The 22,831-nt window shown below is 68.9% G+C and carries 18 protein-coding genes; 12 read left to right on the top strand and 6 right to left on the bottom strand.

Annotated elements, in window-relative coordinates:
- Positions 1-35 precede the first annotated feature (35 nt).
- Positions 36-848, top strand: coding sequence for an aldo/keto reductase (locus tag ACQP0P_RS39195; protein WP_433365624.1), 813 nt, complete (start codon positions 36-38; stop codon positions 846-848).
- A gap of 89 nt (positions 849-937) precedes the next feature.
- On the opposite strand, the gene ACQP0P_RS39190 is transcribed toward ACQP0P_RS39195, so the two are convergent.
- Positions 938-2,239 (bottom strand): GH1 family beta-glucosidase, encoded by a 1,302-nt coding sequence (locus ACQP0P_RS39190; protein ID WP_433382319.1) that lies wholly within the window; start codon positions 2,237-2,239, stop codon positions 938-940.
- Positions 2,240-2,307: 68 nt separating this feature from the next.
- Here ACQP0P_RS39190 and ACQP0P_RS39185 point away from each other — a divergent pair, with 68 nt between their 5' ends.
- Complete coding sequence (locus ACQP0P_RS39185; RefSeq protein ID WP_433365621.1) at positions 2,308-2,964, top strand: TetR/AcrR family transcriptional regulator; 657 nt, start codon at positions 2,308-2,310, stop codon at positions 2,962-2,964.
- A 135-nt stretch (positions 2,965-3,099) separates the two neighbouring features.
- Here the strand turns inward: ACQP0P_RS39185 and ACQP0P_RS39180 are convergent, their stop codons facing one another.
- Positions 3,100-4,038, bottom strand: coding sequence for an aldo/keto reductase (locus tag ACQP0P_RS39180; protein WP_433365618.1), 939 nt, complete (start codon positions 4,036-4,038; stop codon positions 3,100-3,102).
- A gap of 101 nt (positions 4,039-4,139) precedes the next feature.
- On the opposite strand from ACQP0P_RS39180, the gene ACQP0P_RS39175 reads away from it, so the two are divergent.
- From ACQP0P_RS39175 to ACQP0P_RS39165, 3 genes are all read left to right on the top strand, one after another.
- Positions 4,140-4,502 carry a MerR family transcriptional regulator gene (locus ACQP0P_RS39175; protein ID WP_433365615.1) on the top strand — a complete coding sequence of 121 codons (363 nt, stop codon included), beginning with the start codon at positions 4,140-4,142 and terminating at the stop codon, positions 4,500-4,502.
- Between the two features lie 199 nt (positions 4,503-4,701).
- Complete coding sequence (locus ACQP0P_RS39170; RefSeq protein WP_433365612.1) at positions 4,702-6,168, top strand: peptidoglycan D,D-transpeptidase FtsI family protein; 1,467 nt, start codon at positions 4,702-4,704, stop codon at positions 6,166-6,168.
- 265 nt (positions 6,169-6,433) lie between these two features.
- Positions 6,434-6,853: a GtrA family protein gene (locus ACQP0P_RS39165; RefSeq protein WP_433365609.1), complete on the top strand. Its 420-nt coding sequence runs from the start codon at positions 6,434-6,436 to the stop codon at positions 6,851-6,853.
- 225 nt (positions 6,854-7,078) lie between these two features.
- Here the strand turns inward: ACQP0P_RS39165 and ACQP0P_RS39160 are convergent, their stop codons facing one another.
- The gene (locus ACQP0P_RS39160; RefSeq protein ID WP_433365606.1) at positions 7,079-8,956 is read right to left on the bottom strand and encodes an ABC transporter ATP-binding protein; all 1,878 of its coding nucleotides are present in this window, start codon (positions 8,954-8,956) and stop codon (positions 7,079-7,081) included.
- Between the two features lie 261 nt (positions 8,957-9,217).
- Between ACQP0P_RS39160 and ACQP0P_RS39155 the strand changes: the two genes are divergently transcribed.
- The 6 genes from ACQP0P_RS39155 to ACQP0P_RS39130 all read left to right on the top strand — a co-directional run bounded on the left by ACQP0P_RS39155 (position 9,218) and on the right by ACQP0P_RS39130 (position 17,790).
- The gene (locus tag ACQP0P_RS39155; RefSeq protein WP_433365603.1) at positions 9,218-11,695 is read left to right on the top strand and encodes an ATP-binding protein; all 2,478 of its coding nucleotides are present in this window, start codon (positions 9,218-9,220) and stop codon (positions 11,693-11,695) included.
- Between the two features lie 741 nt (positions 11,696-12,436).
- A complete protein-coding gene (locus ACQP0P_RS39150) occupies positions 12,437-13,213 on the top strand; it encodes an AMP-binding protein (RefSeq protein ID WP_355554286.1) in 777 nt (258 codons plus the stop codon).
- 228 nt (positions 13,214-13,441) lie between these two features.
- Entirely contained in the window at positions 13,442-14,734 is a 1,293-nt protein-coding gene (locus ACQP0P_RS39145; protein ID WP_355610757.1) for an ABC transporter substrate-binding protein, read from the top strand.
- 52 nt (positions 14,735-14,786) lie between these two features.
- Positions 14,787-15,671 (top strand): carbohydrate ABC transporter permease, encoded by an 885-nt coding sequence (locus ACQP0P_RS39140; protein WP_433365598.1) that lies wholly within the window; start codon positions 14,787-14,789, stop codon positions 15,669-15,671.
- A 151-nt stretch (positions 15,672-15,822) separates the two neighbouring features.
- Positions 15,823-16,755: a carbohydrate ABC transporter permease gene (locus ACQP0P_RS39135; RefSeq protein ID WP_433365596.1), complete on the top strand. Its 933-nt coding sequence runs from the start codon at positions 15,823-15,825 to the stop codon at positions 16,753-16,755.
- 159 nt (positions 16,756-16,914) lie between these two features.
- On the top strand, positions 16,915-17,790 hold the full coding sequence (locus ACQP0P_RS39130; protein WP_433365593.1) for an MOSC domain-containing protein: 876 nt from the start codon (positions 16,915-16,917) through the stop codon (positions 17,788-17,790).
- 201 nt (positions 17,791-17,991) lie between these two features.
- Here the strand turns inward: ACQP0P_RS39130 and ACQP0P_RS39125 are convergent, their stop codons facing one another.
- The 3 genes from ACQP0P_RS39125 to ACQP0P_RS39115 form a co-directional block, all read right to left on the bottom strand.
- Positions 17,992-18,993 carry a zinc-binding dehydrogenase gene (locus tag ACQP0P_RS39125; protein WP_433365590.1) on the bottom strand — a complete coding sequence of 334 codons (1,002 nt, stop codon included), beginning with the start codon at positions 18,991-18,993 and terminating at the stop codon, positions 17,992-17,994.
- Positions 18,994-19,117: 124 nt separating this feature from the next.
- Positions 19,118-20,566 (bottom strand): aldehyde dehydrogenase family protein, encoded by a 1,449-nt coding sequence (locus ACQP0P_RS39120; protein ID WP_433365587.1) that lies wholly within the window; start codon positions 20,564-20,566, stop codon positions 19,118-19,120.
- A 38-nt stretch (positions 20,567-20,604) separates the two neighbouring features.
- Positions 20,605-21,729, bottom strand: a complete 1,125-nt coding sequence (locus ACQP0P_RS39115) for a cytochrome P450 (RefSeq protein ID WP_433365584.1) — start codon at positions 21,727-21,729, stop codon at positions 20,605-20,607.
- Between the two features lie 786 nt (positions 21,730-22,515).
- Between ACQP0P_RS39115 and fdxA the strand changes: the two genes are divergently transcribed.
- Positions 22,516-22,827 (top strand): ferredoxin, encoded by a 312-nt coding sequence (gene fdxA, locus ACQP0P_RS39110; RefSeq protein ID WP_433382316.1) that lies wholly within the window; start codon positions 22,516-22,518, stop codon positions 22,825-22,827.
- Positions 22,828-22,831: the final 4 nt, after the last annotated feature.

Here is a 22,831-nt window from a genome sequence, read left to right as displayed (position 1 = left end):
AGGTTGTTCGCGACCGCTCAAGGAGAGAACCACTGATGATCACTTTGAACAACGGGGTCTCCATGCCCCGGCTCGGCTTCGGCGTGTACCAGGTGCCGCCGGCGGAGACCGCCCAGGCGGTGAGCGCTGCGCTGGAGGCGGGATACCGGAGCATCGACACCGCGAAGCTGTACGACAACGAGCGGGGTGTGGGCGAGGCGCTGGCCGCCTCCGGTCTGCCGCGTGACGAGGTCTTCGTCACCACCAAGCTGTGGAACGGCGACCACGGCTACGACGCCGCCCTCGCCGCCTTCGACGCGAGCATGGAGCGGCTGGGCCTGGAGCAGCTCGACCTCTACCTCATCCACTGGCCCACCCCGGCCAGGGACCTGTACGTCGAGACCTGGAGGGCGCTGGAGAAGCTGTACACCGAGGACCGGGTCCGCGCCATCGGGGTGTCCAACTTTCAGTCCGCCCACCTGCTCCGCCTCATCGAGGAGTGCGACATCGTCCCGGCGGTCAACCAGGTCGAGCTCCACCCGGCCCTGCAGCAGGTCGAGCTGCGCGCGTTCCACGCCAGGCACGGCATCGTCACCGAGGCGTGGAGCCCGCTGGCTCAGGGGGCGGTGCTCGTCGACCCGGTGATCGTCGACATCGCCGAGAAGTACGGCAAGACCCCGGCCCAGGTGGTCCTGCGCTGGCACCTCGACCTGGACAACGTCGTCATCCCCAAGTCGGTGACGCCGTCGCGGATCAGGGAGAACCTCGACGTCTTCGACTTCGCCCTCGCGGACGAGGACATCGCCGAGATCGCCAAGCTGGACGCCGGCACCCGCATCGGCCCCGACCCGGACACCTTCAACCGCTGAGTGCGATGTCCGTGCCGTGGCGGTGAGCCGCACCGCCAGGGCACGGGCGGGCGTCCGAGCACGCGGCGCCGGGCGTGCGAGACGTGACGTCAGCTCTGTGAGATCCGCCGGCGCAGCCACGCGTAGGAGGCCTTGGGGGTGCGCCTCCCGGTGGGGAAGTCGACGTGGACGAGTCCGAAGCGCTGGCTGTAGCCCTCGGCCCACTCGAAGTTGTCCAGCAGGGACCAGACGTAGTAGCCGCGCACGTCCACCCCCTCCGCCCGTGCCCGCTCGACGGCCCCGATGTGGCCGTCGAGGAAGTCGATCCTGGCCTGGTCGTCGACCGTCCCGTCGGGGCCCGGCTCGTCGGGCTGGGAGCAGCCGTTCTCGGTGACGTAGACCGGCGGGAGGGCGTCGCCGTACCGGGCCCGGAGGCCGACCAGCAGCTCGCGCAGGCCGTCGGGGACGACGGGCCAGCCGAAGGCGGTGGTGGGGTAGCCGGTGACGCCCACGTCGGAGAAGGGAAGGCCCTCATCGGTGGGCGCGGCGATCCTGGTGGGGTTGTAGTAGTTGATACCGATGCCGTCGAGGGGTGCGCCGATCAGATCCAGGTCGCCGTCCCGGACACAGTCCAGGCTCACCCCGTACGCCGACAGGTCGGGATAGGAACCGAGCAGCACCGGGTCGTTGAACAGGCGGTTGTGCAGGGTGTCGTAGGCGTCGGCGGCGGCCAGGTCGGCGAGGTCGGCGGAGGCGGGCCAGACCGGGGTGCAGTTGTTGGTGATCAGGACCTGCTCCGCGCCGCGCGCCCGCAGTTCCCGCACGGCCAGGCCGTGCCCGAGCAACTGGTGGTGGGCGGCGGGGAGTGCGTCCAGGACCAGTGTCCTGCCGGGGGCGTGGGCGCCCAGCGCGTAGCCGAAGACCATGTGGACGAAGGGCTCGTTCAGGGTGATCCACATCGGGATCCGGTCGGCGAGCCGGTCGGCCACCGCCGCGGCGTACTCGGCGAAGCGGTAGGCGGTGTCGCGGTTCAGCCAGCCGCCCTCGTCCTCCAGGGGCTGGGGCAGGTCCCAGTGGAACAGCGTGGCCGCCGGGACGATGTCCCGCTCGCGGAGCGTGTCGGTCAGCCGGTCGTAGAAGTCCAGGCCGGCCTGGTTGATCGCGCCCCTGCCGTCCGGCTGGACGCGCGGCCAGGCGATGGAGAAGCGATAGGAGTTCACGCCGAGGCCGGACATCAGTTCGACGTCCTCACCCCAGCGGTGGTAGTGGTCGCAGGCCACGTCGCCGGTGTCGCCGCCGCGGACGCGGCCGGGCTCACGGGTGAAGGTATCCCAGATCGAGACGCCCCGCCCGTCCTCGGCGACGGCGCCCTCGATCTGGTAGGACGCGGTCGCCGTACCCCACAGGAACATTCCGGCCTCCAATGTATGAGTCTGGCTCATGTTAACCCCTGGGCCTGCTCGTAGGGGATGATGGGGAGATGACGAACGTCTCCGGGGGAACGCTTCGCCGCCGCCCCGCCCAGCGCCGCAGCCTGGAACGGGTCGAGCGGATGCTGGACGAGTGCGCGCGGCTGCTGGACGAGGTCGGCTACGAGGCGCTGACCACCAAGGAGGTCGCGCGCCGCGCGGAGGTGCCGATCGGTACCTTCTACCAGTTCTTCCCCGACAAACAGGGGCTGGTACGGGCGCTGGCGTTGCGCAACCTGGAGGCGTTCCTCGGCCGGATCACGGCCAGGCTCGCGGAGGTACGGCTCTCCGACTGGACGGAGATGGTCGACCTCGCGATCGACGAGTTCGTCGCGATGAAGCGGGCCACGCCGGGATTCGCCGTCGTCGACTTCGGGGAGGTGCTCGCCGCGCCCGGCGGGCCCGTGGTCAAGGGGACCAACCGGATGCTCGACGCCGCGCTGGAGAACAACGTCATCGTGGCCGACCGGCTCCGTACGATCACCGTCGAGCTGCTCGGCGCCCCGATCGGCCCCGAGCTGGACCGGGTGCTCTTCGTCGCGGTCGAGGCCGCCGACGCGGTGCTCAAGCTCGCCTTCCGGTCCCTGCCGGACGGGGACCCCGAGCTGATCGCCGAGTGCAAGCACCTGGTCCGGCGCTACCTGTCGGCGCACCTGCCGCAGGAATGACCCCGGGCGCCCGCCCGCGCCGGAAGGCGTTCCTGCCGGGGGAGGTGCCGTACCCGGCCTGCACGTCAGGGTACGGCGTGGTCGCGGGCCGGACCCCCGGGCCTCCGTGACCGGGGGCGGGGTCCCGATGGTCCGTCAGCGGGCGGCGTCCAGGCGGGCGCGGTGCTCGCCGTCGAGCTTGAGGTCCAGGGCGCCCAGGACCTCCTCCAACTGGGCCACCGAGCTCACCCCGACGAGCGGGACCGTCGTGACGTCACCGCCGGTCAGCCAGGCCAGCACCACCTGGTTGACCGTCGCGCCCAGCTCGTCCGCGATCTCCCGTAGCGCGGCGAGCCCGCGCGTGGTGCCCGGGTGGTCGTAGGCGTCCTGCATCGGCCGGTCCGCACGGGCGTAGGAGCCGGCCATCAGCGTGTTGTACGCCCACAGGGTCAGACCGGGCTCCGAGCGCAGGTAGTCGAGCATGTCGTCCTCGACCAGGACGTGACCTGAATCGGGCAGCCGCGTCCCGTACCGGGGGTGCAGGTAGGTGTGGCGGAGCTGCACGTGGGCGTAGAGCGGCCGGCCGGTGGCCCGAGAGGTGGCGCGGGCGCGCTCCAGACTCCAGGCCCGCACGTTGCTCGCGCCGATCTCGCGGACCTTGCCGGCCCCGACCAGCTCGGCGAAGGCACCCAGGGTCTCCTCCAGGGGTACGGAGCGGTCCTCGATATGGGCCCAGTACACGTCGACGTGGTCGGTGCCCAGCCGCCGCAGGCTGCCCTCGGCGGCGGCGGCGATCGCCTTGGCGGACAGGCCCTCGGCGGAGTCCAGGGTCCGGTCACCGGGGACGGTCGGCCGGGCGCCGCACTTGGTGCTCAGCACCACCCGGTCGCGGTTGCCCCGGGCGGCCAGCCAGCGGCCGATGGCCAGCTCGCTCTCGTCGCCGGTGGCGCCCTCGTTCCAGAACGGGTAGTTGTTCGAGGTGTCCAGCAGGGTGCCGCCTGCCTCGGTGAACCGGTCGAGGATCGCGAAGACGGTCCTGTCGTCGAGGAGGGTGCCGAAGGGAATGGTGCCCAGAGCGAGGGGGATGTGTGTCATGGGGATGACCTTGAATGCTGGAGTGGGCTCCAGGTCAAGAGGTTTCGTCGGAAGATGTTGGAGCTTGACCTGGAGTGGGCTCCAGGTGGCACACTGCCCGAGTGAGTGTGTACACACCGGGACAGGTGGTGGAGGAGACCGGCTTCAGCCTCGACACGCTCCGCTACTACGAGCGGATCGGGCTGCTTGAGTCGATCGACCGCAACGCGGCCGGACAGCGCAGGTTCACCGAGAAGGACGTCGGCTGGCTCGGCATGATCCGCTGCCTGCGCGACACCGGGATGCCGATCGCGGAGATGCTCCGCTTCGCCGAGATGACCAGGGCGGGCGACCACACGGTGCGCGAGCGGATCGCGCTGCTCGAAGCCCACGACCGGCGGGTGCAGGAGCAGGTCGACAACCTGCGCGAGCGACAGGTGGCGATCCGGAACAAGATCGCTTATTACCACTCGGTGGTCGGCTAGCGCGCCGGTTTCCCGGCCGCTCCAGCCGAGGTCGTCGCTGCGGCCACCGCCGTCGAACTCGGTGACCGCGGACGGTCGGCGGAGTGGAGGCGGCCGTAGGCCCTCGCGGCTTATGGTCGGCTAGAACCCGTACGGCGGCTTTGCCGCTGGTCGAGGTGCCCTTTTCGGTCCGGCTGTTAAACCGGTATCGGGAGGGGTCATGGTCGCACCGCGCGCACGCCGGATCAACATTCCGCTGCGGCACGTCGCCCTGATGTGCGGCGGGATGCTGTTCGCCCTCCTTGCCAACGTGACCTATCTTCAGGGGCTGGACTCCGAGCGGCTCAACGAGGACCCGCGCAACCAGCGGACGATGATCGCTCGCTTTCACAGCCCCAGGGGGCAGATCCTGCTCCACGACGGCACGGTCATCGCGACCAGCCGGAAGGCCAGGAGCGCCACCTACCGGTATCAGCGGTTCTATCCCGATGGCCCGCTCTACGCGGCGATCACCGGGCACTTCTCGCTCCACGGCGGCGCGGGCATCGAGCAGGCGGAGGAGGCCCTGCTCTCGGGAGGCGACCCCCGGGTGAGGGTACGCGGGCTGGTCGAGGGCACCCGCGGCGGCGCCACGCTCCGGCTCACCGTCGATCGCGGCGCCCAGCGGGCCGCCTACGACGGGCTGCGCGCCATCGGAAAGCCCGGCGCCGTTGTCGCGATCAACCCCCGCACCGGCGCGATCCTGGCCATGGTCTCGCTGCCCTCGTACGATCCCAACCTGTACGCGAGCTTTGACGCGGCCAGGCTGGACAGGGTGGACAAGCGACTGCGGGGTGACCCCGCGAACCCACTGCTGAACCGGGCGATCCAGCGGAACTACCCGCCGGGATCCACCTTCAAGGTCATCACCGGCGCGGCGGCGCTGCACTCCGGGCGGTACGGCCTCGGCACCCACGTCAGCGCCCCGGCATCCCTGCGCCTCCCCGGCACCAGCATCTACCTGCGCAACTTCGGCGGCGATACCTGCGGCAACGGAAACCCGCCGCTGCTCCAGGCGTTCAAGCTCTCGTGCAACACCCCCTTCGCGAAGATCGGAGTCGACCTCGGCCAGGATGCGCTGCGCGAGCAGGCCGAGGCGTTCGGGTTCGACACGGACGATCTGGAGATCCCCATGCCGGTGGCCAGGAGCGTCTACCCCCCCGTGCTGGACGACGCGCAGACCGCGATGTCGGCGCTTGGCCAGTTCGACGTCCGGGCCACCCCGCTCATGATCGCGATGATCGCGGCGGCGGTGGCCAACGACGGCTCGCTGATGCGCCCCCACCTCGTGAAGGACGTACGTCTCGCCGACGGCACGATGATCGACGAGACCGAGCCGTCGGCGTACCGCCGAGTGCTCGGCACGGAGGAGGCCGAACGGCTCACCGTGATGATGGTCGCCGCCACTGGGAAGGGGGGGACCGGTTCCGCCGCGGCCATCCGGGGGGTGAAGGTCGCCGGCAAGACCGGCACCGCGGAGAACGCCGCCAAGGGCAGGTCCCACGCACTCTTCACCGGTTTCGCCCCGGCGGTCTCCCCCCGGATCGCGGTGGGGGTCCTGGTCGAGGGCGGCGGATCCGGAGGACGGGTGGCGGCTCCCATTGCCAAAGCCGTCATGACGGCGTTTCTGGGTGGTCAGGCGGAGTAGGTGGTGGGTTCGGAGGACGAGTGGCGGTCTCTGTTGCCGGAACCGTTATCGCCGATTTGTCGTCAGGTACGGTTCCAGCCGGACAAGCCGTGTCCGTAAAGCTTGTCATCAGGGTGTTCGACTGGTGAGAAGATCGGGGGTGCTCCGAATAGCGAACGCAGTACTCGTACGATTACCGGAACCGCTGCACGCATTCGCGCTGAAGCACCGTGAACTGCTGAAGTTCGCGGTGGTGGGTGGAACAGCATTCTTAGTGGACAACACGGTGTTCTATGGGCTGAAGCTGACCATTTTGGAACCGAAGCCGGTGACCGCGAAGATCATCGCGGTGCTCGTGGCGACGATCGTGTCCTACGTGTTGAACCGCGAATGGTCGTTCCGGACCAGGGGCGGCCGCGAGCGCCGTCACGAGGCGGCGCTGTTCTTCCTGGTCAGTGGCGCCGGTCTAGTGCTCAGCTCCGCGCCGCTATGGATCTCCCGGTACGTATTTCGCCTGGAGACCCCGGATGTGAGCCTGGTGACCCAGGAGATCGCCGACTTCATGAGCGCGCAGATCATCGGCACACTGATCGCCATGGTCTTCCGCTTCTGGGCGTTCCGGAAGTGGGTCTTCCCCGACGAGAAGGCCCAGTCCGGCAGCGTGCGGCTGGCTCCCACTCCCGACTCCACGGACGAGGCGGCTTGATGGCGGCGAATCCAGAAGCCGTTTCGGCGATTGGACTGCTTCATGCCGCTGCTGTGCCCCACGAGCCCGGCCCCGCGGATGACCGCCGAACAGATGGCGAACAAAAGCCCCGTAAGTCCGACATCGCGGAGCGTTATCAAAGCTCATGATCACACGGATCTGCCCGGACAGTGCTCATGATCAGCCGCACTTGCTCACGGAATCGCGGATCCTACATCTGGGTGGTCAGGCGGAGTAGGCCCTGGCCTGGAGGCCGTAGAGTTCGGCGTACAGGCCGTCGAGGCCCATGAGCTCGTCGTGGGTGCCGTGTTCGACGACCTTGCCGTGGTCCAGGACGTAGATCCGGTCGGCGTAGCGGACGCTGGCCAGCCGGTGGGTGATCAGCAGGACGGTGCGCCCGTCGGCGTGCTGCCGGATGCGTTCGAACAGGGCGTGCTCGGCACGGGCGTCCAGGGCCGCGGTGGGCTCGTCGCAGATCAGCAGCGGGGCGTCCCGGTGAAAGCCGCGGGCCACCGCGATCCGCTGCCACTGGCCGCCGGACAGCTCCTGGCCGTCCTTGAAACGCCGGTCGAGCAGCGTGCTGTAACCGTGCGGCAGCTCGGCGACCACCTGGTCGGCGCCCGCGACCTCGGCCGCCGCGACGAGCGCGGGTTCCCCCTTGTCGGTGCCCATGCTGATGTTGTAGCGGGCGGTCAGTGGCCAGCGGGTGTGATCCTGGGCGATGACCGCGATGCGGTGGCGCAGCGCGTCGGGATCGACCCCGGCCAGATCGGTGTCGTCCCAGCTGACCCGGCCGCCGTCCGGTTCGTACAGCCCGGAGAGGAGTTTGGCCAGCGTGGTCTTGCCCGAGCCGTTCTCCCCGACGAGGGCGATCACCTCGCCCCTGTCGATGCGCATCGTGAGTCCCTGGAGCGCGGGGACGGTGGAACCCGGATAGGTGAAGACGACGTCCTCGGCGACGATCCGCTCGAAGCTCTCCGGCGCCCGCGCCGGCCGCCCGGCGGGCAGCCTGCGCTCCGCCTCCGCGCAGAAGTCGAGGAAGTCGGTGAAGTACAGCCCCTCCTCGTAGAGACGGTTCGTGGCGTACATCAGGTTGGCCAGGTAGGTCTGGCCCGAGCGGATCGCCAGCACGGCGGTGCCCGCCACCGCCAGCGGGACCGCGCCCATCGCGAGCAGCACGCCCAGGGCCACGTAGACCACGGCGGTGCCGATCCCGCCCAGTGCCTCGCCGACGACCTTCGCGAGCACCTGCCGCCGGGCCAGGCCGAGCATGACCGTCTGCTCGGCTGTGGCCACCGCGTCGTACATCCGCATCAGGAAGCCGCGCATGGTGAACGAGCGCACCTCGGCGGCCGGTTCGCGCTCCGCGAGCAGCTCCGCGATGATCCATTTTCGGCGGCGGGCGGGGATCAGTGCGTACATGGTGGTGTAGCGCATGCGCGCGGAGCGGATCGCCGCCCAGGAGTCGGGCAGCACCGCCAGCACCAGCAGCGGCAGCAGGAGGGGGTGGAGCACCCCCAGCACGCCCGCCGCGGCGGCGATGCCGATGATCGCGGTCAGCGCGTTGATGGCCGTGACCACCACCTCGTCCGCCATGGACACCCCGCGAGCCCTGGCCCGCTGGAGCGTGTCGTGGAAGTCGGGGTCGTCGAAGGCCGCCAGGCCGACCTGGCTGGTCAGCCCGTACAGGCGCTCCTCGGCGATCCGGCCGACCTGGGGCTCTAACCGCGACTGAGCCCAGCTCGCGCCCGCCTGGGTGAGGGTACGCAGGGCCGCGGCCACGCCCACCAGGATCAGGCTCGGCAGGGCGGCCCGCACCCGCTCGGGAGTCGGGCCCGCCTCGAACAGCGCCGACAGCACCCCGGTCGTGGCGAGCAGCCCGAACGCGGTGAACACCCCGCCGAACAGGTTCAGAGTGATCGCGACGGCGGTGTCGCGGGGACTGGCCAGCCACGCCAGCCTGACGGCCTGCGAGACCAGCGCGGGAAGCCTGCGGGCGATGGTCAGGAAACCGACCTTCGCCATCTTGTCGGTGTGCGCGTACCAGTCGGAGAGGCTGAGCTCGCCAAGCTCGGGGGCCGGATCGGTGGGAGAGTCTGCCATGCGAGCAGTGTGAGCCGCCGCACCGGCGATGGCCATCGGATGGCCGGTTACGGTCGGCGTCGCCTCGCACGCGGACTGTCACGGTCCGCGACGGATCGCCGCTCCGAGACGGTGCGAGCGGTCGCGGCCGGGTGGCGGGGGAGGCGGAACATGCCGGGACGGGATGATCTGTGGGCCGGAAATGGTCTAAGACTGGGCATGGTTCGGTAATTGATGTCACACTTTCTGTGACGGTTCTACCCGCGACCTCTTTAAGAGCCGATGACCCAGGAAACCGCACACGCTTCCCTCACCGGAGGCAACCTGCCCCTCGAACCCAACGGCTTCGTGGGGCGTGAAGCCGACGTGGAAGAACTCGCAGACCTACTGGGCGTCGCCCGGGTGGTGACCCTCTGCGGGGCGGGCGGCATCGGCAAGAGCAGGCTGGCGATCCGGGTCGCGACCCAGCTGGCGGAGGAGTTCCCCGGCGGCGTCTGGCTGGTCGAGCTGGCCGACGCGGTGCCGGGCGACCTGATCGAGCCCCGGGTGGCCGCCGTGCTCGGGGTCAAGGCCGAGCCGTCCCGCGCGCTGGCCGACACCCTGATCGACGCGCTCGGCGAACGCCGGCTGCTGCTGGTCATGGACAACTGCGAGTCGCTCATCGAGGAGTCCGCCAGGTTCTGCCGCGCCGTGCTCACCGTCTGCCCGGACGTACGCGTGCTCACGACCAGCCGCGAGCCCCTGCGGGTGGCAGGGGAGACCGTGTGGCGGGTGCCGCCGCTCAGCCTGCCCCGGGGCGAGGGCCACGACGTCGGCGCCAGCGAGGCGGTGCGACTCTTCGTCGACCGCGCCACCGCCGCCTCGCGGGGCTTCGCCATGACCGAGCAGAACGCGGCGGACATCGCCGGGCTCTGCGAGGCGCTCGACGGGATGCCGCTCGCCATCGAACTCGCCGCCGCCCTGTGCAGGGTGCTGACCGTGGAGCAGATCAACGCCAGGGTCCGGGACCGGTTCCGGCTGCTGTCGGCGGGCGACAGAACGGCCCCGGCCAGGCAGCGGACGCTCAGGGCGACGGTCGACTGGAGCTACCAGTTGCTCAACGAGCCCGAGCGGATCCTGCTGCGGCGACTGGCGGTCTTCACCGGCGGCTGGACGCTCGACATGGCCGAGCAGGTCTGCGCGGGCAACGCCCTGTGGGCCGAGGACGTTCTGGGGGTGCTCTGCGACCTGGTCGACAAGTCGCTGGTCCTGGCCGACGCCGAGGTCGCGGGCGAGACGCGCTACCGCATGCTGGAGACGATCCGCGAGTACGCCGCGGAGCAGCTCGAAGCCTCCGGCGAGGAACCCGAGTTCCGGCGGCTGCACCGCGACCACATGATCGAGCTCGCCGCCCGGATCCACCAGACGATAGTCCGGCGGCCCCGGCCCACCTGGGCCGAGATCTGCCCGATGCTGGTCATGCTGGACGAGCTCCAGGCCAACGTCTGGGCGGCGGTGCGCTGGTCGGTCGAGGCCGCGAGCGACCCGGAGAGCGCGCTCCGCCTCCTGGTGCTGCTCCGCTGGCCGATCATCGCCGGGGGGAGGTTCACCCCGACCGACAAGTGGCTGGACCGCCTGCTCGACACCGCCCCCGAGGAGCTGGCGCCGTACGTGCGTGGCGACGCCCTCGCGTTGCGCGGGCAGGTGGCCTTCGGGCAGGGCGACCCGGACACCGCGCAGATCGCCTGCACCGCGGCGGTCGAGCTGTGCCGCGAGACGGGCCTGCCCGGGCCGCTCAGCGGCGCGCTGGCCATCCTCGCCTGGGTGGCGATCTACCAGCGCCGCCCGGAGCGGGCCAGGTCCCTGCTGGACGAGGCGCTGGAGGCCGTGCACACCGTCGACGACCCGTGGCACGAGACGGTCATCCGCTCCATGGAGGGCACCTTCGCACTGTCGGAGGGCAGGGCGAAGGAGTCGCAGCGCTCCTTCGAGGCCGCGCTGGCCATCGCCCACGAGCTGGACAACCACTGGGCCGCGCCGGTGGCCCTCATCGGTCTGGCCCAGGTCGCCTGGCTCCGCGGCGACCTGGTGGAGGCCCGCGCCCACTACGAGCGCGCCCTCGACATGCTCCAGGACATCACCGCCCACTGGCAGTCCATCACCTGCCTGTCAGGTCTCGGCCGGATCGCCCTGGCCCAGGGAGACCTCGTCACCGCGCGGGCCAGGCTTATCGAGAGCCTGCGGCTCTGCACCGGGACCGGCCAGCGGCTCGGCGTGGCCCGCCGGATCGAGACGCTCGCCCAGCTCGCCCTCGCCGAGGAGGACGACCGCAGGGCGGTCCGCCTGGCCGGAGCCTCCGCCGCGATCAGGAGCGCGATGAGCGGCGCCGTGCTGCCGCCCGGGTTCGGGGCACGGATGGAGGAGCTGCTCCAGCCCGCCCGGGTACGCCTCGGTGACGCGCTGGTCGCCCAGCTGTGGGCGCACGGCCAGGAGATGTCCCAGGAGCAGGCGGTCCGCTACGCGCTCCAGCTCGACGAGCCGTGCGAGACGCCGGTGCTGCTCGGCAGGCCTCCGGTCGTCGCCCCGCTGACCACGCTCACCTGCAGGGAGGCGGAGATCGCCGAACTGATCGCCAGGGGGATGAGCAACAGGGCCATCGCCGACGAGCTGGTGATCAGTCCCGCCACCGCGGCCAGGCACGTCGCCAACATCCTGGCCAAGCTCGGCTTCTCCTCACGCACGCAGGTCGCCACCTGGGTCGTCGAGCAGAATCGTTCCTGACCCGCGGGCCGGGAGCGGTCACCGGGTCGGCCGCTCGGGCTCTACACACTCCGGGCTACACATGTGCGGGCGTGAAGATACATCTCGGGATACCTAGTCCGGAGTATGTTCCGGGGCCGCCGCTCGCCGTACGTTTTCCTGGTGTTCGACCGATGACGTCCAGCCTTCCGCACCGTGCCGGCCACAGTTCCGGTCCGGAACGGCAGGTCCACACCATCCCGGGCGTCTCGGTCGAGCACGTCGCGGACGTCGCGTGTCCCGGTAGACGGCGAGGCCCCCTCGGAGGGGTGGGGGCCGGAGTCAAGGGCCGCACGCGGCAGCGGGCTCGAGTCGCGCAGGGCTCGAGCCCGCCTTCCGTTGTGGGGGACTGCTCGGGGCGCTGCTTTTGGGGCCTGAATTCGGGGGACTATGGCTCGGGGGGATCACTGGACATCTGGGGCGGATGCCCCCCTTCAGGGAGGGAGGAGGCACTGCTCGTTTTTCGTTTGTTGTGCGGGGGGTGTTCCGCGATAACCAGGTGGGGCATGTTCATCCGAACGCGGCGGGGCGCGCCCGTGTTCGCACGGGGAGGCTTCGGGATCGCCCGGGCCGGCGAATCGCGAACCGGCGGACCCGACCGGCAGGTCGGGTGCTGGAATCCCCGGCTTTCACGACATGGAAGGACGTCACGGGGCTGAATACACAGTCATCTACATACATCTGTCGATGCCCCTGTGGACAGGCGACCCTACCCTCATCGGAATGAGACCCACCTCGCCGTCCACCAGCTGCACACTCACCGAGGCGGTGTTCGGCTACGCGCACGGGCGAGGTGATCGGCCGGCACTGATCGACCTCGGCGCCGGAATGGTGTACGGCTACCGCAGGCTGGCCGCGGAGGTGACCCGAGGAGCCTCGGGCCTGGTGCGGCGGGGGGCACGGCGGCGTCAGGTGGCCGGAATCCACGTGGACAGCGCGGTGGCCCAGACCTTGGCGGTGCACACGGTCATCGCGGCCGGAGGGGTGGCGGCGCCGATCACCTCGGGGTGTGCGGAGATGGCCGATCTGCTGGCCGAGTGGGAGGCACGGCTGCTCATCACCACTCCGCGCCTGGCGGACGCCTCGTTGCGGGCCGTGGAGGACTCCCGGGTCCGGCAGGTGATCGCGTTCGGCCAGGCCCGCGACACCGTCGACTTCGCCGACCTGCTGCTCCTGGAGCCCGTCCCGCTGCCCTTCCTCGACCCCGCGGTGCAGCCCGCCCTGCTGATCGAGGACGGAGGGGTGCTCACCCACCAGGACCTGATCACGAGGATGAGCCTGCTCGACAGGGGCGCCGAGCTGGGGAAGTCCGACGTCCTCCTGGTGACCTGGCCACTGAGGTGCAGCCTGGCCCTGACCACCCTGATCGGGCTGGCGTTGATGCGCGGCTCCCTGGTCGTCGTGGCCCCGGGCCTCTCGTCCGAGGATCTGGCGGCGACCATCCATGACTTCGGCGTCACCGTCGTCGCGCTCTCCGACGGTGCGGTCCAGCGCGTCTGAGCCCGCGCTATTTCGCACTTCCCCACCCATGTGGCGCGCTGTGGTTTCGCGCCGGTGGATGTCCGGCCGGTCCACTGTCACCATCTGGTGCTCATATCTCGGGATATTGAGCTGTTATCCGCGCGACCTTGACGGCGCTTGGTGTGGAGTGGCTTGATTGCCGTACTGACAACGTTGTCATATTTTCGGGGGTTTTGTGCACCCCAAACCCCGAAGGGACGGAGAGCTGTGCGACGACAGTGGATGGCAGCCGTCGCGGTCACCGTGGCGGGCCTGCTCGCCCTGACCGCCTGTGGTGACGGCGGCGGTGACGGTGCCACGCAGAGCCCGCAGGCCGACGCGAAGAAGAAGGTCGAGGTCTTCTCCTGGTGGACGGGACCCGGCGAGGCCGACGGCCTGAAGGCCATGAAGGAGATCTTCGAGAAGCAGAACGCCGGGCTTGAGTTCTTCGACGCCGCCGTGGCGGGCGGGTCCGGGGACAAGGCGCGAGCCCTGCTGACCACCAAGCTGCAGGCCCAGACCCCGCCGGACACCTTCCAGGGGCACGCGGGCGCCGAACTCCAGGGCTACATCAAGGCTGGACAGCTCGAACCGCTCAACTTCCTCTACGACGAGCTCAAGCTGAAGGACGTCTTCCCCCAGCAGCTGATCGACCAGATCAGCGTCCAGGGCCAGGTCTACTCGGTGCCGGTCAACATCCACCGCTCCAACGTGATGTGGTTCAACCCGGCGGTGCTGAAGGAGGCGGGCGTCACCGAGGTGCCGAAGACGATCCCGGACTTCGTCGCGGCGCTGGAGAAGGTCAAGCAGAAGGGCAAGATCCCGCTCTCGATCGGCTCGGAGTGGACCATGGTCCACCTGCTGGAGAGCGTGCTGCTCGGCTCGCTCGGCACCGACGCCTACAACCAGCTCTGGACCGCGGGCTCCGACTGGTCGGGCCCGGCGATGACCAAGGCGCTCGACGACTTCAAGACGATCCTGTCCTACGCCGGTGACCCGGCCGACGACTGGCAGCCCGCGGCCAAGCAGGTGGCCGACGGCGAGGCCGCGTTCAACATCATGGGCGACTGGGCGTACGGCTACTTCCACAACCCGCCGGACGGCGGCCTGGGCAAGACCTCCAAGACCGACTTCGACTGGGCGCCCTCGCCGGGCACCGGCGGCACGTTCATGTGGCTCTCCGACAGCTTCACCCTGCCCAAGGGCGCGCCGAACCGCGACGGGGCGGTGGCCTGGCTGAAGGTGGCCGCGAGCAAGGAGGGCCAGGACGCCTTCAACCCGAAGAAGGGCTCCATCCCGGCCCGCAAGGACGCCGACACCGCCCTCTACACCGACTACCTCGCGGACGCGCTGAAGGACTGGGGCGGCGACAAGCTCGCCGGCTCCATCCAGCACGGCGTGGTCGTGAACGACGCCTGGCGCGTCGCGATCAACGAGGCGGTCGGCCTGTTCCACGGAGACAAGGACGTGGCCGCGCTGCAGAAGGCGCTGGCCGAGGCCGCGAAGAACTCCGGGCAGTGATTTTCGGTACGGCCCGCGAAGGCGCGGGCCGTACCTCGCGGAAGGGGTGTCCGTGACACGGGTACGCAGGTGGCTGCCGGGGCTGCTGCTGGTCACACCGTCGATCATCGCGATCGCGGTCTTCGTCTACGGCATGCTCGGCTGGAACTTCCAGCTGGCGATGACCGACAGGCACGACGAGGTGTCCGAGGGGAGTTTCGTCGGCCTGGAGAACTTCTTCACCCTCTGGGACCAGAAGCGCTGGGGCATCTCGGTCAACCACGCCATCGTCTTCACCGTGGTCTTCGTGTTCGGGGCGCTGCTGCTCGGCTGGCTGCTGGCGTTCCTGATGGAGAAGGGGATCAGGGGCGAGGGGACCTTCCGGGCGGTCTACCTGTTCCCGATGGCGATCTCCTTCGTGGCGACCGGGGTGGTCTGGCGCTGGCTGATGAACTCCGGTCAGGGCGAGCGGGCGGTCGGGCTGAACCGGCTGTTCGACAGCCTCGGGCTGGAGTTCCTGCAGTGGCAGTGGTTCCGCGATCCCGACTGGGGGATGGCCGCCATGGCCATCCCGGCTATATGGCAAATGTCGGGATATGTCATGGCGTTGTTCCTGGCGGGGTTCCGGGGGGTCCCCGAGGACCTCCGGGAGGCGGCCCGGGTCGACGGGTGCGGCGAGTGGCAGGTCTACCGGCACATCGTGCTGCCGATGCTGCGCCCGGTCACCCTCTCCGCCCTGATCATCCTCGGCCACATCTCGCTCAAGGTCTTCGACCTGATCGTCGCGGTCTCCGGCAAGCAGATCATCACCGACGTGCCCGCCGTCTTCATGTGGGTCGCGGTCTTCGACTCCCACGACCCGGCCAAGGGCGCCACCATCGCCTCGTACATCGTGCTCGCGGTCAGCGTCTTCGTCATCCCCTACCTCGTCTGGACCCTCCGCAGGGAGCGGCGCTGATGACCGGCACTCCCGTACGGACTGGAGATCTCGGAGCCGCCTCCGGCTCTCCACGCCGGAGGCATGCGACGACGACCACCGTGACCGGCTCCGCCCCCGTACGAGGCGGAGCCCCCTGTCGGGCCTGGACACTTAGCAGGGAGCGACGCGCATGACGACCACCGTGACCGGTCCCCCCACCATCCCGGTACGGGGTGGGAACCCCGGCGACGCCGGTGGCCGGGCCAGGCGGCGGGCTCGGCTGTCGCGCGGTGTCCGGCTGACGCTGCTGGTCGCCTTCCTCCTCGTCTTCCTGATCCCGATCTACGTGCTGCTGGTCACCAGCTTCAAGCCGCTGACCGAGGCCGATCCCGGCCGGGCCTGGGCGCTGCCCGAGGTGTGGACCGTCGAGCCGTGGCGGGTGGCCTGGGAGAAGCTCGCGCCCGGCATCTGGAACAGCGTGCTGCTGGCCGTGCCAGGGTCGCTGATCTCGGCGGTGCTCGGCTCGATGAACGGCTACGTGCTGTCGAAGTGGCGCTTCCCCGGCTCCGACGTGCTGTTCACGCTCTTCCTGTTCGGCATGTTCATCCCGTACCAGGGCGTCATGATCCCGCTGGTGCAGCTGCTGGTGAAGCTCAACGAGGTCACCCTGGCGGTCACCGGGGTGCCGGGGGTCTTCTACGGTGCGATCCCCGGGCTGCTGCTGGCGCACGTGGTCTACGGCATCCCGATCTGCACCCTGATCTTCCGCAACTACTACGTCACCATCCCCGACGAGCTGATCGAGGCGTCCAGGGTGGACGGCGCGGGGATGCTGCGGACCTACTGGTCGGTGGTGCTGCCCGTCTCGGGTCCCGCCTTCGCGGTTGTGATCATCTGGCAGTTCACCTCAATGTGGAACGACTTCCTGTTCGCTGTCTTCCTGACCGGCCCGCAGAGCTGGCCCACCACGGTCATGCTCAACAACATCGCCGGAGCCCAGACCGTCCCCTACAGCCAGCAGATGGCCGCGGCCCTGCTCGCCTCCATCCCCACAATGATCATCTACGTCCTCCTCGGCCGCTTCTTCATGCGCGGCCTGATGGCCGGAGCATTGAAGGGCTGACGTCGACGTTCAGGGACTCCCCGGAGACGCGTGATGACGGTACCGTCATCACGCGTCTCCGGGGAGTCCCTCGTAAGGGTTCTTGAATCTGACGATTTTGTGTTAGATATCGGCTCTTTTTCTAGTGTTCGGTGCTGTTTGGTCTCTACCGTGCAGGTCATGCTCTCTGTCCCACGGTTTGATCCGGCGCCGGATGGCGGAGCGACCGCCGTCGTCACCGACCTCGTCTGCTATCCCGTCAAGGGATGCGCCGGTATCTCGATGACCGAGGCGCTGCTGACGGAGGCGGGCCTGGCGCACGACCGCGGTTTCATGGTGGTCGGCGACAACGGCGTGTTCCGCAGCCAGCGGCGCGACCCACGGCTCGCCGCCGTCCGCCCCGAGATCAACCCGGACGGGACTCGGCTCACGCTCCGGCTGCCGGGTTTCGACGCGCTGACCGTCGAGGTGGATCTGCGCTCCACCAGGCGCAAGGTGGAGCTGTTCGGCACGCCGTACCAGGGGATCGACCAGGGGCGGGCCGCGGCCGAGTGGCTGTCGGAGGTGTTGGGCGCGCCGAGCAGGCTCGTGCGGGTGCCGCCGGAACACCGTCGGGTGACCGACGGCTGGACACCCGGCAGGTCCGGCTACGCGGACAGCAGCCCGGTGCATCTCATCTCCGAGGCCACCCTCGCCCTGCTCAACCGGCGGCTCACCGAAGGTGGCGGCGCCCCGCTGCCGATGGCCCGGTTCCGCCCCAACATCGTGATCGGTGGGTGGACGGAGCCGCACCGGGAGGACGGGGCCCGGCGGATGCTCGTCGGCGACACCGAACTCGGTTACGCCAAGCTCGCCATCCGCTGCGCCGTCACGATGGTCGACCAGGACAGCGGCACCAGGGCGGGCCCGGAGCTGCTGCGCACGCTGGCCACCTACCGCCGCGCCCCCGAGGGCGGGGTCGCGTTCGGCGTGAAACTCTCCGTCGTACGCCCCGGCAAGCTGGCTCTGGGCGACCAGGTGAACGTCGCATCCTGGGACGAACCCGAACTTCGGTAACCGTCGCCGCCCAAGACCAGTTAGGTGAGGCCCTCGTCGGTGGAGCATCGCAGTGCCTGGTGCGGGTCGGGTACCTGGTCGGCCAGAACCTCGATGGCCTCGTCGAGCCTGTCACCGCCGTTGCTGAACACCGCCGAGTGCCAGGGCGCCGGCCACCCCGGTGTGCGCGGCCCTGAACGACGACAGACGTTGACCACCGCTTCAGGGGGCCGGCATCACCAGCACGGGTTTCACGGTCCTCCCCGCCTGCGCGTCCTCGAACGCCAGGGCGATGTCGTCGAATGGGTATGTCCGCACCAACCGCCCGAGCGGCAGGCGACCGCGCGTGACCTCGTCCATGAGGTAGGGGAGCAGCGACTTCGGGTTCGCGTCGCCCATGCTCACCCCGCGTATGGTCGTGCCCTTGACCCGGCATCCCCGCGTGTCGATTTCGACGGCTCCGTGGCCGGCGCCGACGACGGCGCACGAACCCCGGGGACGTAGCGCGTCGATCGCCTGCCGCAGGGCGGTGGCGTTTCCCGAGGCCTCGATCGTGTGGTTCGCGCCGCCATCGGTGATCTCCTTGACGGCCGCGACCACGTCGGTCTCCCGCGCGTTGACCACGTGATCGGCTCCGACAGCGGACGCGAGGTCGAGACGTGACTCCACGAGATCCACGACCACGACCGGTGCGGCGCCGGAGATCCTGGCCACCGCCGCGGCGGCCAGACCGACCGCGCCCGCGCCGAACACGACGACGCTCTCGCCGGGGCGTACCCGGAGCGCGTTGAGCACGGTGCCCGCTCCCGTCATGACCCCGCAGGCCAGCGGTGCGGCGAGTTCGAGCGGAAAGCCGGAAGGCGCCGGCACCAGGCTCCGCTCGTGCGCCACCGAGTACGTCGCGAAGGAGGACTGGCCGAAGAAATGAGACAGAACATCGGAGTCCGCGTACGTTCGCCTCCCTCCGGCTCCGCCACCGAGAATGTTCAGCTCGACGGAATGCGCGCAGTAGGCGACATCACCGGTCAGGCAGTTGTCGCACCGGCCGCAGCTCATGAGGCTCATCACCACGGGGGTGCCCACCGCGATCGACTCGACGTCGTCCGCGGCCGCCACGACGACACCGGCGCCCTCGTGGCCCAGCACCACCGGCCTCCTGGCCGGAATGTGCCCGGCGTGGCAGGCGAGGTCGGTGTGACAGATGCCGGCGTGTGTCACTCTCACCAGCACCTCTCCACTTCGCAGTGGGCCCAGTTGGAGGTCCTCTATCCTGGGCGGCTCATCCGGTTCGCGGCTCACGGCCGCTCGTACCGTTTGAACCCGTGCGGAGTTCAACGCATGCCTCCCTTCACAGACGGACACGGTTGGTGAGCGATTGCGCCTCCGTGTACTGGAGCAGCCCTACGACCCCGAGTTCCCGCCCAATGCCGCTCTGCTTCACTCCGCCGGCGCCGGTCGTGAAGTCGAGCGCCGGACCACCGTGGGCGTTTACGAAGACGGTGCCGGTCTCCAACTGACGCGCCACGCCGAAGGCACGATCGGGGTCCGCCGACCAGACGGATGCGGAGAGCCCATACTCGGTGTCGTTGGCCATCGCGACGACCTGCTCTTCGTTGTCGTAGGGCACGATCGGCAGAATCGGGCCGAACTGCTCCTCGCTGACAATCGCGGCCGTATGGTCCACGTCCGTAACGAGTGTCGGAAGGTGGTAATAGCCTCGCTCCGGATCGAGCCCGGGAGCATATGAGCCGAGCATGTGCACGTTCGCTCCACCCGAGCGGGCGCCATCGGCGAGCCGGCGAACGATCTGCAACTGGTTGCGGTTGTTGAGCGGTCCCAGCCTGACCATGGGGTCGAGCCCGTTGCCGACCACGAAATCGCTGAGCGCGGATGTGAGCGCCGAGACGACCTCGGCGTAGCGGGAGCGCGGTACATACAGACGCTTGATGGCCCAGCAGACCTGCCCCGTGGTGATGAACGCCGCGCCGAGCAGGAGACTCAGCGAGCGCTCGTCCAGTTCGGCATCATCCAGGAGGATCGCGGGATCGTTGCCACCGAGTTCCAGTGTCAGATTCTTGACCGTGGTAGCCGCGCTCGCGTACACCTTGCGGCCGTTAGGTGTGCTGCCGGTGAACGCCACCTTGCGGATCAATGGGTGACCGGCGAGTTCGGCGCCGATGTTCGCGCCACCGTTCAGGACGCTCAAGACACCGGGCGGCAACTCCCGGGCAAGGGCCGACATGACGCGGGTGACCGTCAGCGGGGTGTTCGGCGGTGGTTTGAGGATGACCGGGTTTCCCGTCATCAGTGCCGGGGCGATCTTCACCAAGGACAACACGAGTGGCCAGTTCCACGGGGTGATCGCCGCGACCGGCCCGACCGGCCGATGACGCCGGACACGCGTTCCGAGCTCGTCGCGGAGTACTTCCTCGGCAAGGGCGCCCTCGGCGAGGGATGCGAACTGCTTGACGATCTCCGTGGCGTGGCTGATCTCGATGCGGCTCTCTTGCAGCCGCTTGCCCTGTTCCCTGGTCAGCAGGGTGGGCAGCTCATCAGGATCGCCGGTGCTGGTCGCGAGCGAGATGCCCTTCAAGACCGCGGCGACCCGCTCTTCCAGCGGTGTGCGGGCCCACTCCGCCCCGACGGCGGACGCGGCGTTCACGGCGGCGTCGACGTCCTTGACACCGGCCGCGTGCCCGATGCCGACGACCTCGTCGTACGCTGCCGGATTCATCACGTCGAAGGGCTCACCCTCCGTGGGGACGCCCGCGACCAGGTTCAGAACTTCGGCTGGCATGACTTCCTTTCAGACTCCAGACGATTGTGAGCAGCCGTTCACGACACCGACACGGGCGCCGACGCGAATCCGCGGGTCGTGTTGTTGAGCTGCAGAACCGGTTCGCCGGCAGGCTCAAGCGTGTGTATCAGCTCGGTCATGGCGCTCAGCACGCTCGTCAGCTCCATCCGGGCCAACGGCGCGCCGACGCACGTGTGAATTCCCTGGCCGAAACCGAGCTGGTCGACCGGATTACGCCTGATGTCGAACGTCTCGGGGTTCGCGTAGTGACGCTCGTCCCGGTTCGCTGAACCGGGAAAGACCGCGACGCGGGTGTTCGCCGGGATCTCGACTCCGTCGATGACCGCACCGTCCGGGCAGTACCGGCTCCAGATCTGAAGTGGTGACTCGATCCGGATCGACTCGTTGATGACGGCCGGGATGAGCTCAGGGTTCTCGCGCAGGAGTTTCCACTGTTCGGGGTTCGTCGCCAGCAGCCAGGCGGCGAACCCCATCGCGCTGATGGTGGTGTCGAAGGCCGGGCCGAGGAAGTTGAAGATGAGGGAGAGTGAACTCGCGAAAGGCAGTTCGCCGCGCTCATGGGAGTCGAGAATGTCCCACGCGATGCTGTCCGGGACAAGGTCCGCTTTGGTCAATTGCTGCATCATCGCGAAGAGCGACTCGATGACGGGCGTGGCGGCCAAGGTGCGCTCGTTGAGCGGGCCTGTCTGGTTGAACCCCGCGGTGCTTCCATCGATGGCCTGCTCGGCGATCTCGGTCGAGACACCCAGCACGGAGGCCACGAACGTCCCGACGAACGGCCTCGCGAGGTCCTTCGCGGCGTCGAACTCGCCGCGTTCGAGGAATTGCGTAATCAGCTTCCGGGCCAGATCATCGGCGACCGGCTGCATGTCCTTGAGCCGGGCCAGGCGGAGGCGGCGGACCATCGTGGCACGAATCTCGGTGTGCTGAGGCGGCTCGGACGCCACGACGGTTCCCTGCATCTTCTGGTTGTACGCATCGTTGAAGCCGGGTCCCGCCGATGACTTGAAGGTCTCGTGATCCCTCATCGTCGTCTTGACGTCGTCGTATCGGGCGACGCCGAGTACGTCGTACTTCGAGAGTCGTACGACCGGGCCGGCGTCGCGGAGCAGCCGGTAGTAGTCGTAAGGCGCGGTGAGCAATTCATCGGAAAACGGGTCCAAATCGAACGATGGAATGGCCATTACGCTTCTCCGCTCCTATGACGTCGTGAAGGGGCGCGGCCGAGTTCGCCGCCTATGGATCTCGGGGCATCGTGAAGCGACGCCCGGCGTCTGGGCACGCCATGTCGTCGTGATGTGGGCTGATCGCCTGACCGTCTACGCCTGACGGGGGACCGGGACTCTTCTCGCCGAGTTCTCCGGACTCCGGGTCCGATCGGATCCGCCGGCGGACCTTGAGGTGTATGACCGGTCAGCTCTCGGCCGGTCGATGTCGCTTGAACGGATTGGAATCCCCGCCGTGCCTGATGGCCGGAACGGTGTTGGCGGACCCGGCATCTCATGACTGCCCGCCGCTACCACGGCGAGCCCCGCGATCACACCCCGCCGGTGGAACGGACGACGGCGCCGTGCCCGTCGGCGGTGGCCGGAAGCTCTGATCATGGTAGCTCTCCCCGTCTGCGATACGCAGACGTATTGTTCGCACAGCGAACACTTAGTCACTGTGCGATCAGAATAGGTGTGAGCATTGTCTCGGTCAAGGGTTCGTCGGCAACGGGTGAGGGCTCGGGCGGGTGTTCGCGACGTTCGCTCGCGTCCGGTGCGCCGTTTGAATCATGCGATATCCAGCTGGAAGTGATGTCTTGACCGGGTGATGAGCCCGTCTCTACTGTGGTCTCGTTCGCCTGTCGCTCGAATGTGCGTTGGGTGAACGGTTTTGCGGGTCACTGCCCCGCCGTCGGCGGGGAGCAAGGGAGTGTTCAAGCTGTGCCGTTCGTGATCATCGATGCCTGCATTGACGTCAAGGACAAGACCTGCGTCAGCCAGTGCCCGGTCGACTGCATCTACGAGGGCGGCCGGAAGATGTACATCCATCCGGACGAGTGCATCGAATGCGGGGCCTGCGAGCCGGTCTGCCCGGTGAATGCGATCTTCGCCATGGAGGACGTGCCCGCCGACCAGGAGCCGCACATCGCCTCGAACTCGCTTTTCTTCGAGGGGCTCGGCAGTCCGGGGGGCGCGGAGATCATCGGGCCGCAGGACCGGGATCACATCCCTGACCTCGGCGATCGGTGGTGACCGA

This window comes from Streptosporangium sp. CA-115845, assembly GCF_050943795.1.
GTDB lineage: Bacteria > Actinomycetota > Actinomycetes > Streptosporangiales > Streptosporangiaceae > Streptosporangium.
Note: the sequence above shows the minus strand (reverse complement) of the source record. Positions and strands in the feature narration are given on the sequence as shown.

What these genes read in the sequence shown, in the direction of transcription:
- ACQP0P_RS39190 (WP_433382319.1), bottom strand. Translation starts at nt 2,239, where the DNA reads ATGTTCCTGTGGGGTACGGCGACCGCGTCCTACCAGATCGAGGGCGCC.
- ACQP0P_RS39160 (WP_433365606.1), bottom strand. Translation starts at nt 8,956, where the DNA reads ATGGCAGACTCTCCCACCGATCCGGCCCCCGAGCTTGGCGAGCTCAGC.
- ACQP0P_RS39185 (WP_433365621.1), top strand. Translation starts at nt 2,308, where the DNA reads ATGACGAACGTCTCCGGGGGAACGCTTCGCCGCCGCCCCGCCCAGCGC.
- ACQP0P_RS39155 (WP_433365603.1), top strand. Translation starts at nt 9,218, where the DNA reads ATGACCCAGGAAACCGCACACGCTTCCCTCACCGGAGGCAACCTGCCC.
- ACQP0P_RS39130 (WP_433365593.1), top strand. Translation starts at nt 16,915, where the DNA reads ATGCTCTCTGTCCCACGGTTTGATCCGGCGCCGGATGGCGGAGCGACC.
- ACQP0P_RS39195 (WP_433365624.1), top strand. Translation starts at nt 36, where the DNA reads ATGATCACTTTGAACAACGGGGTCTCCATGCCCCGGCTCGGCTTCGGC.
- ACQP0P_RS39135 (WP_433365596.1), top strand. Translation starts at nt 15,823, where the DNA reads ATGACGACCACCGTGACCGGTCCCCCCACCATCCCGGTACGGGGTGGG.
- ACQP0P_RS39150 (WP_355554286.1), top strand. Translation starts at nt 12,437, where the DNA reads ATGAGACCCACCTCGCCGTCCACCAGCTGCACACTCACCGAGGCGGTG.
- ACQP0P_RS39170 (WP_433365612.1), top strand. Translation starts at nt 4,702, where the DNA reads ATGGTCGCACCGCGCGCACGCCGGATCAACATTCCGCTGCGGCACGTC.
- ACQP0P_RS39120 (WP_433365587.1), bottom strand. Translation starts at nt 20,566, where the DNA reads ATGCCAGCCGAAGTTCTGAACCTGGTCGCGGGCGTCCCCACGGAGGGT.
- ACQP0P_RS39180 (WP_433365618.1), bottom strand. Translation starts at nt 4,038, where the DNA reads ATGACACACATCCCCCTCGCTCTGGGCACCATTCCCTTCGGCACCCTC.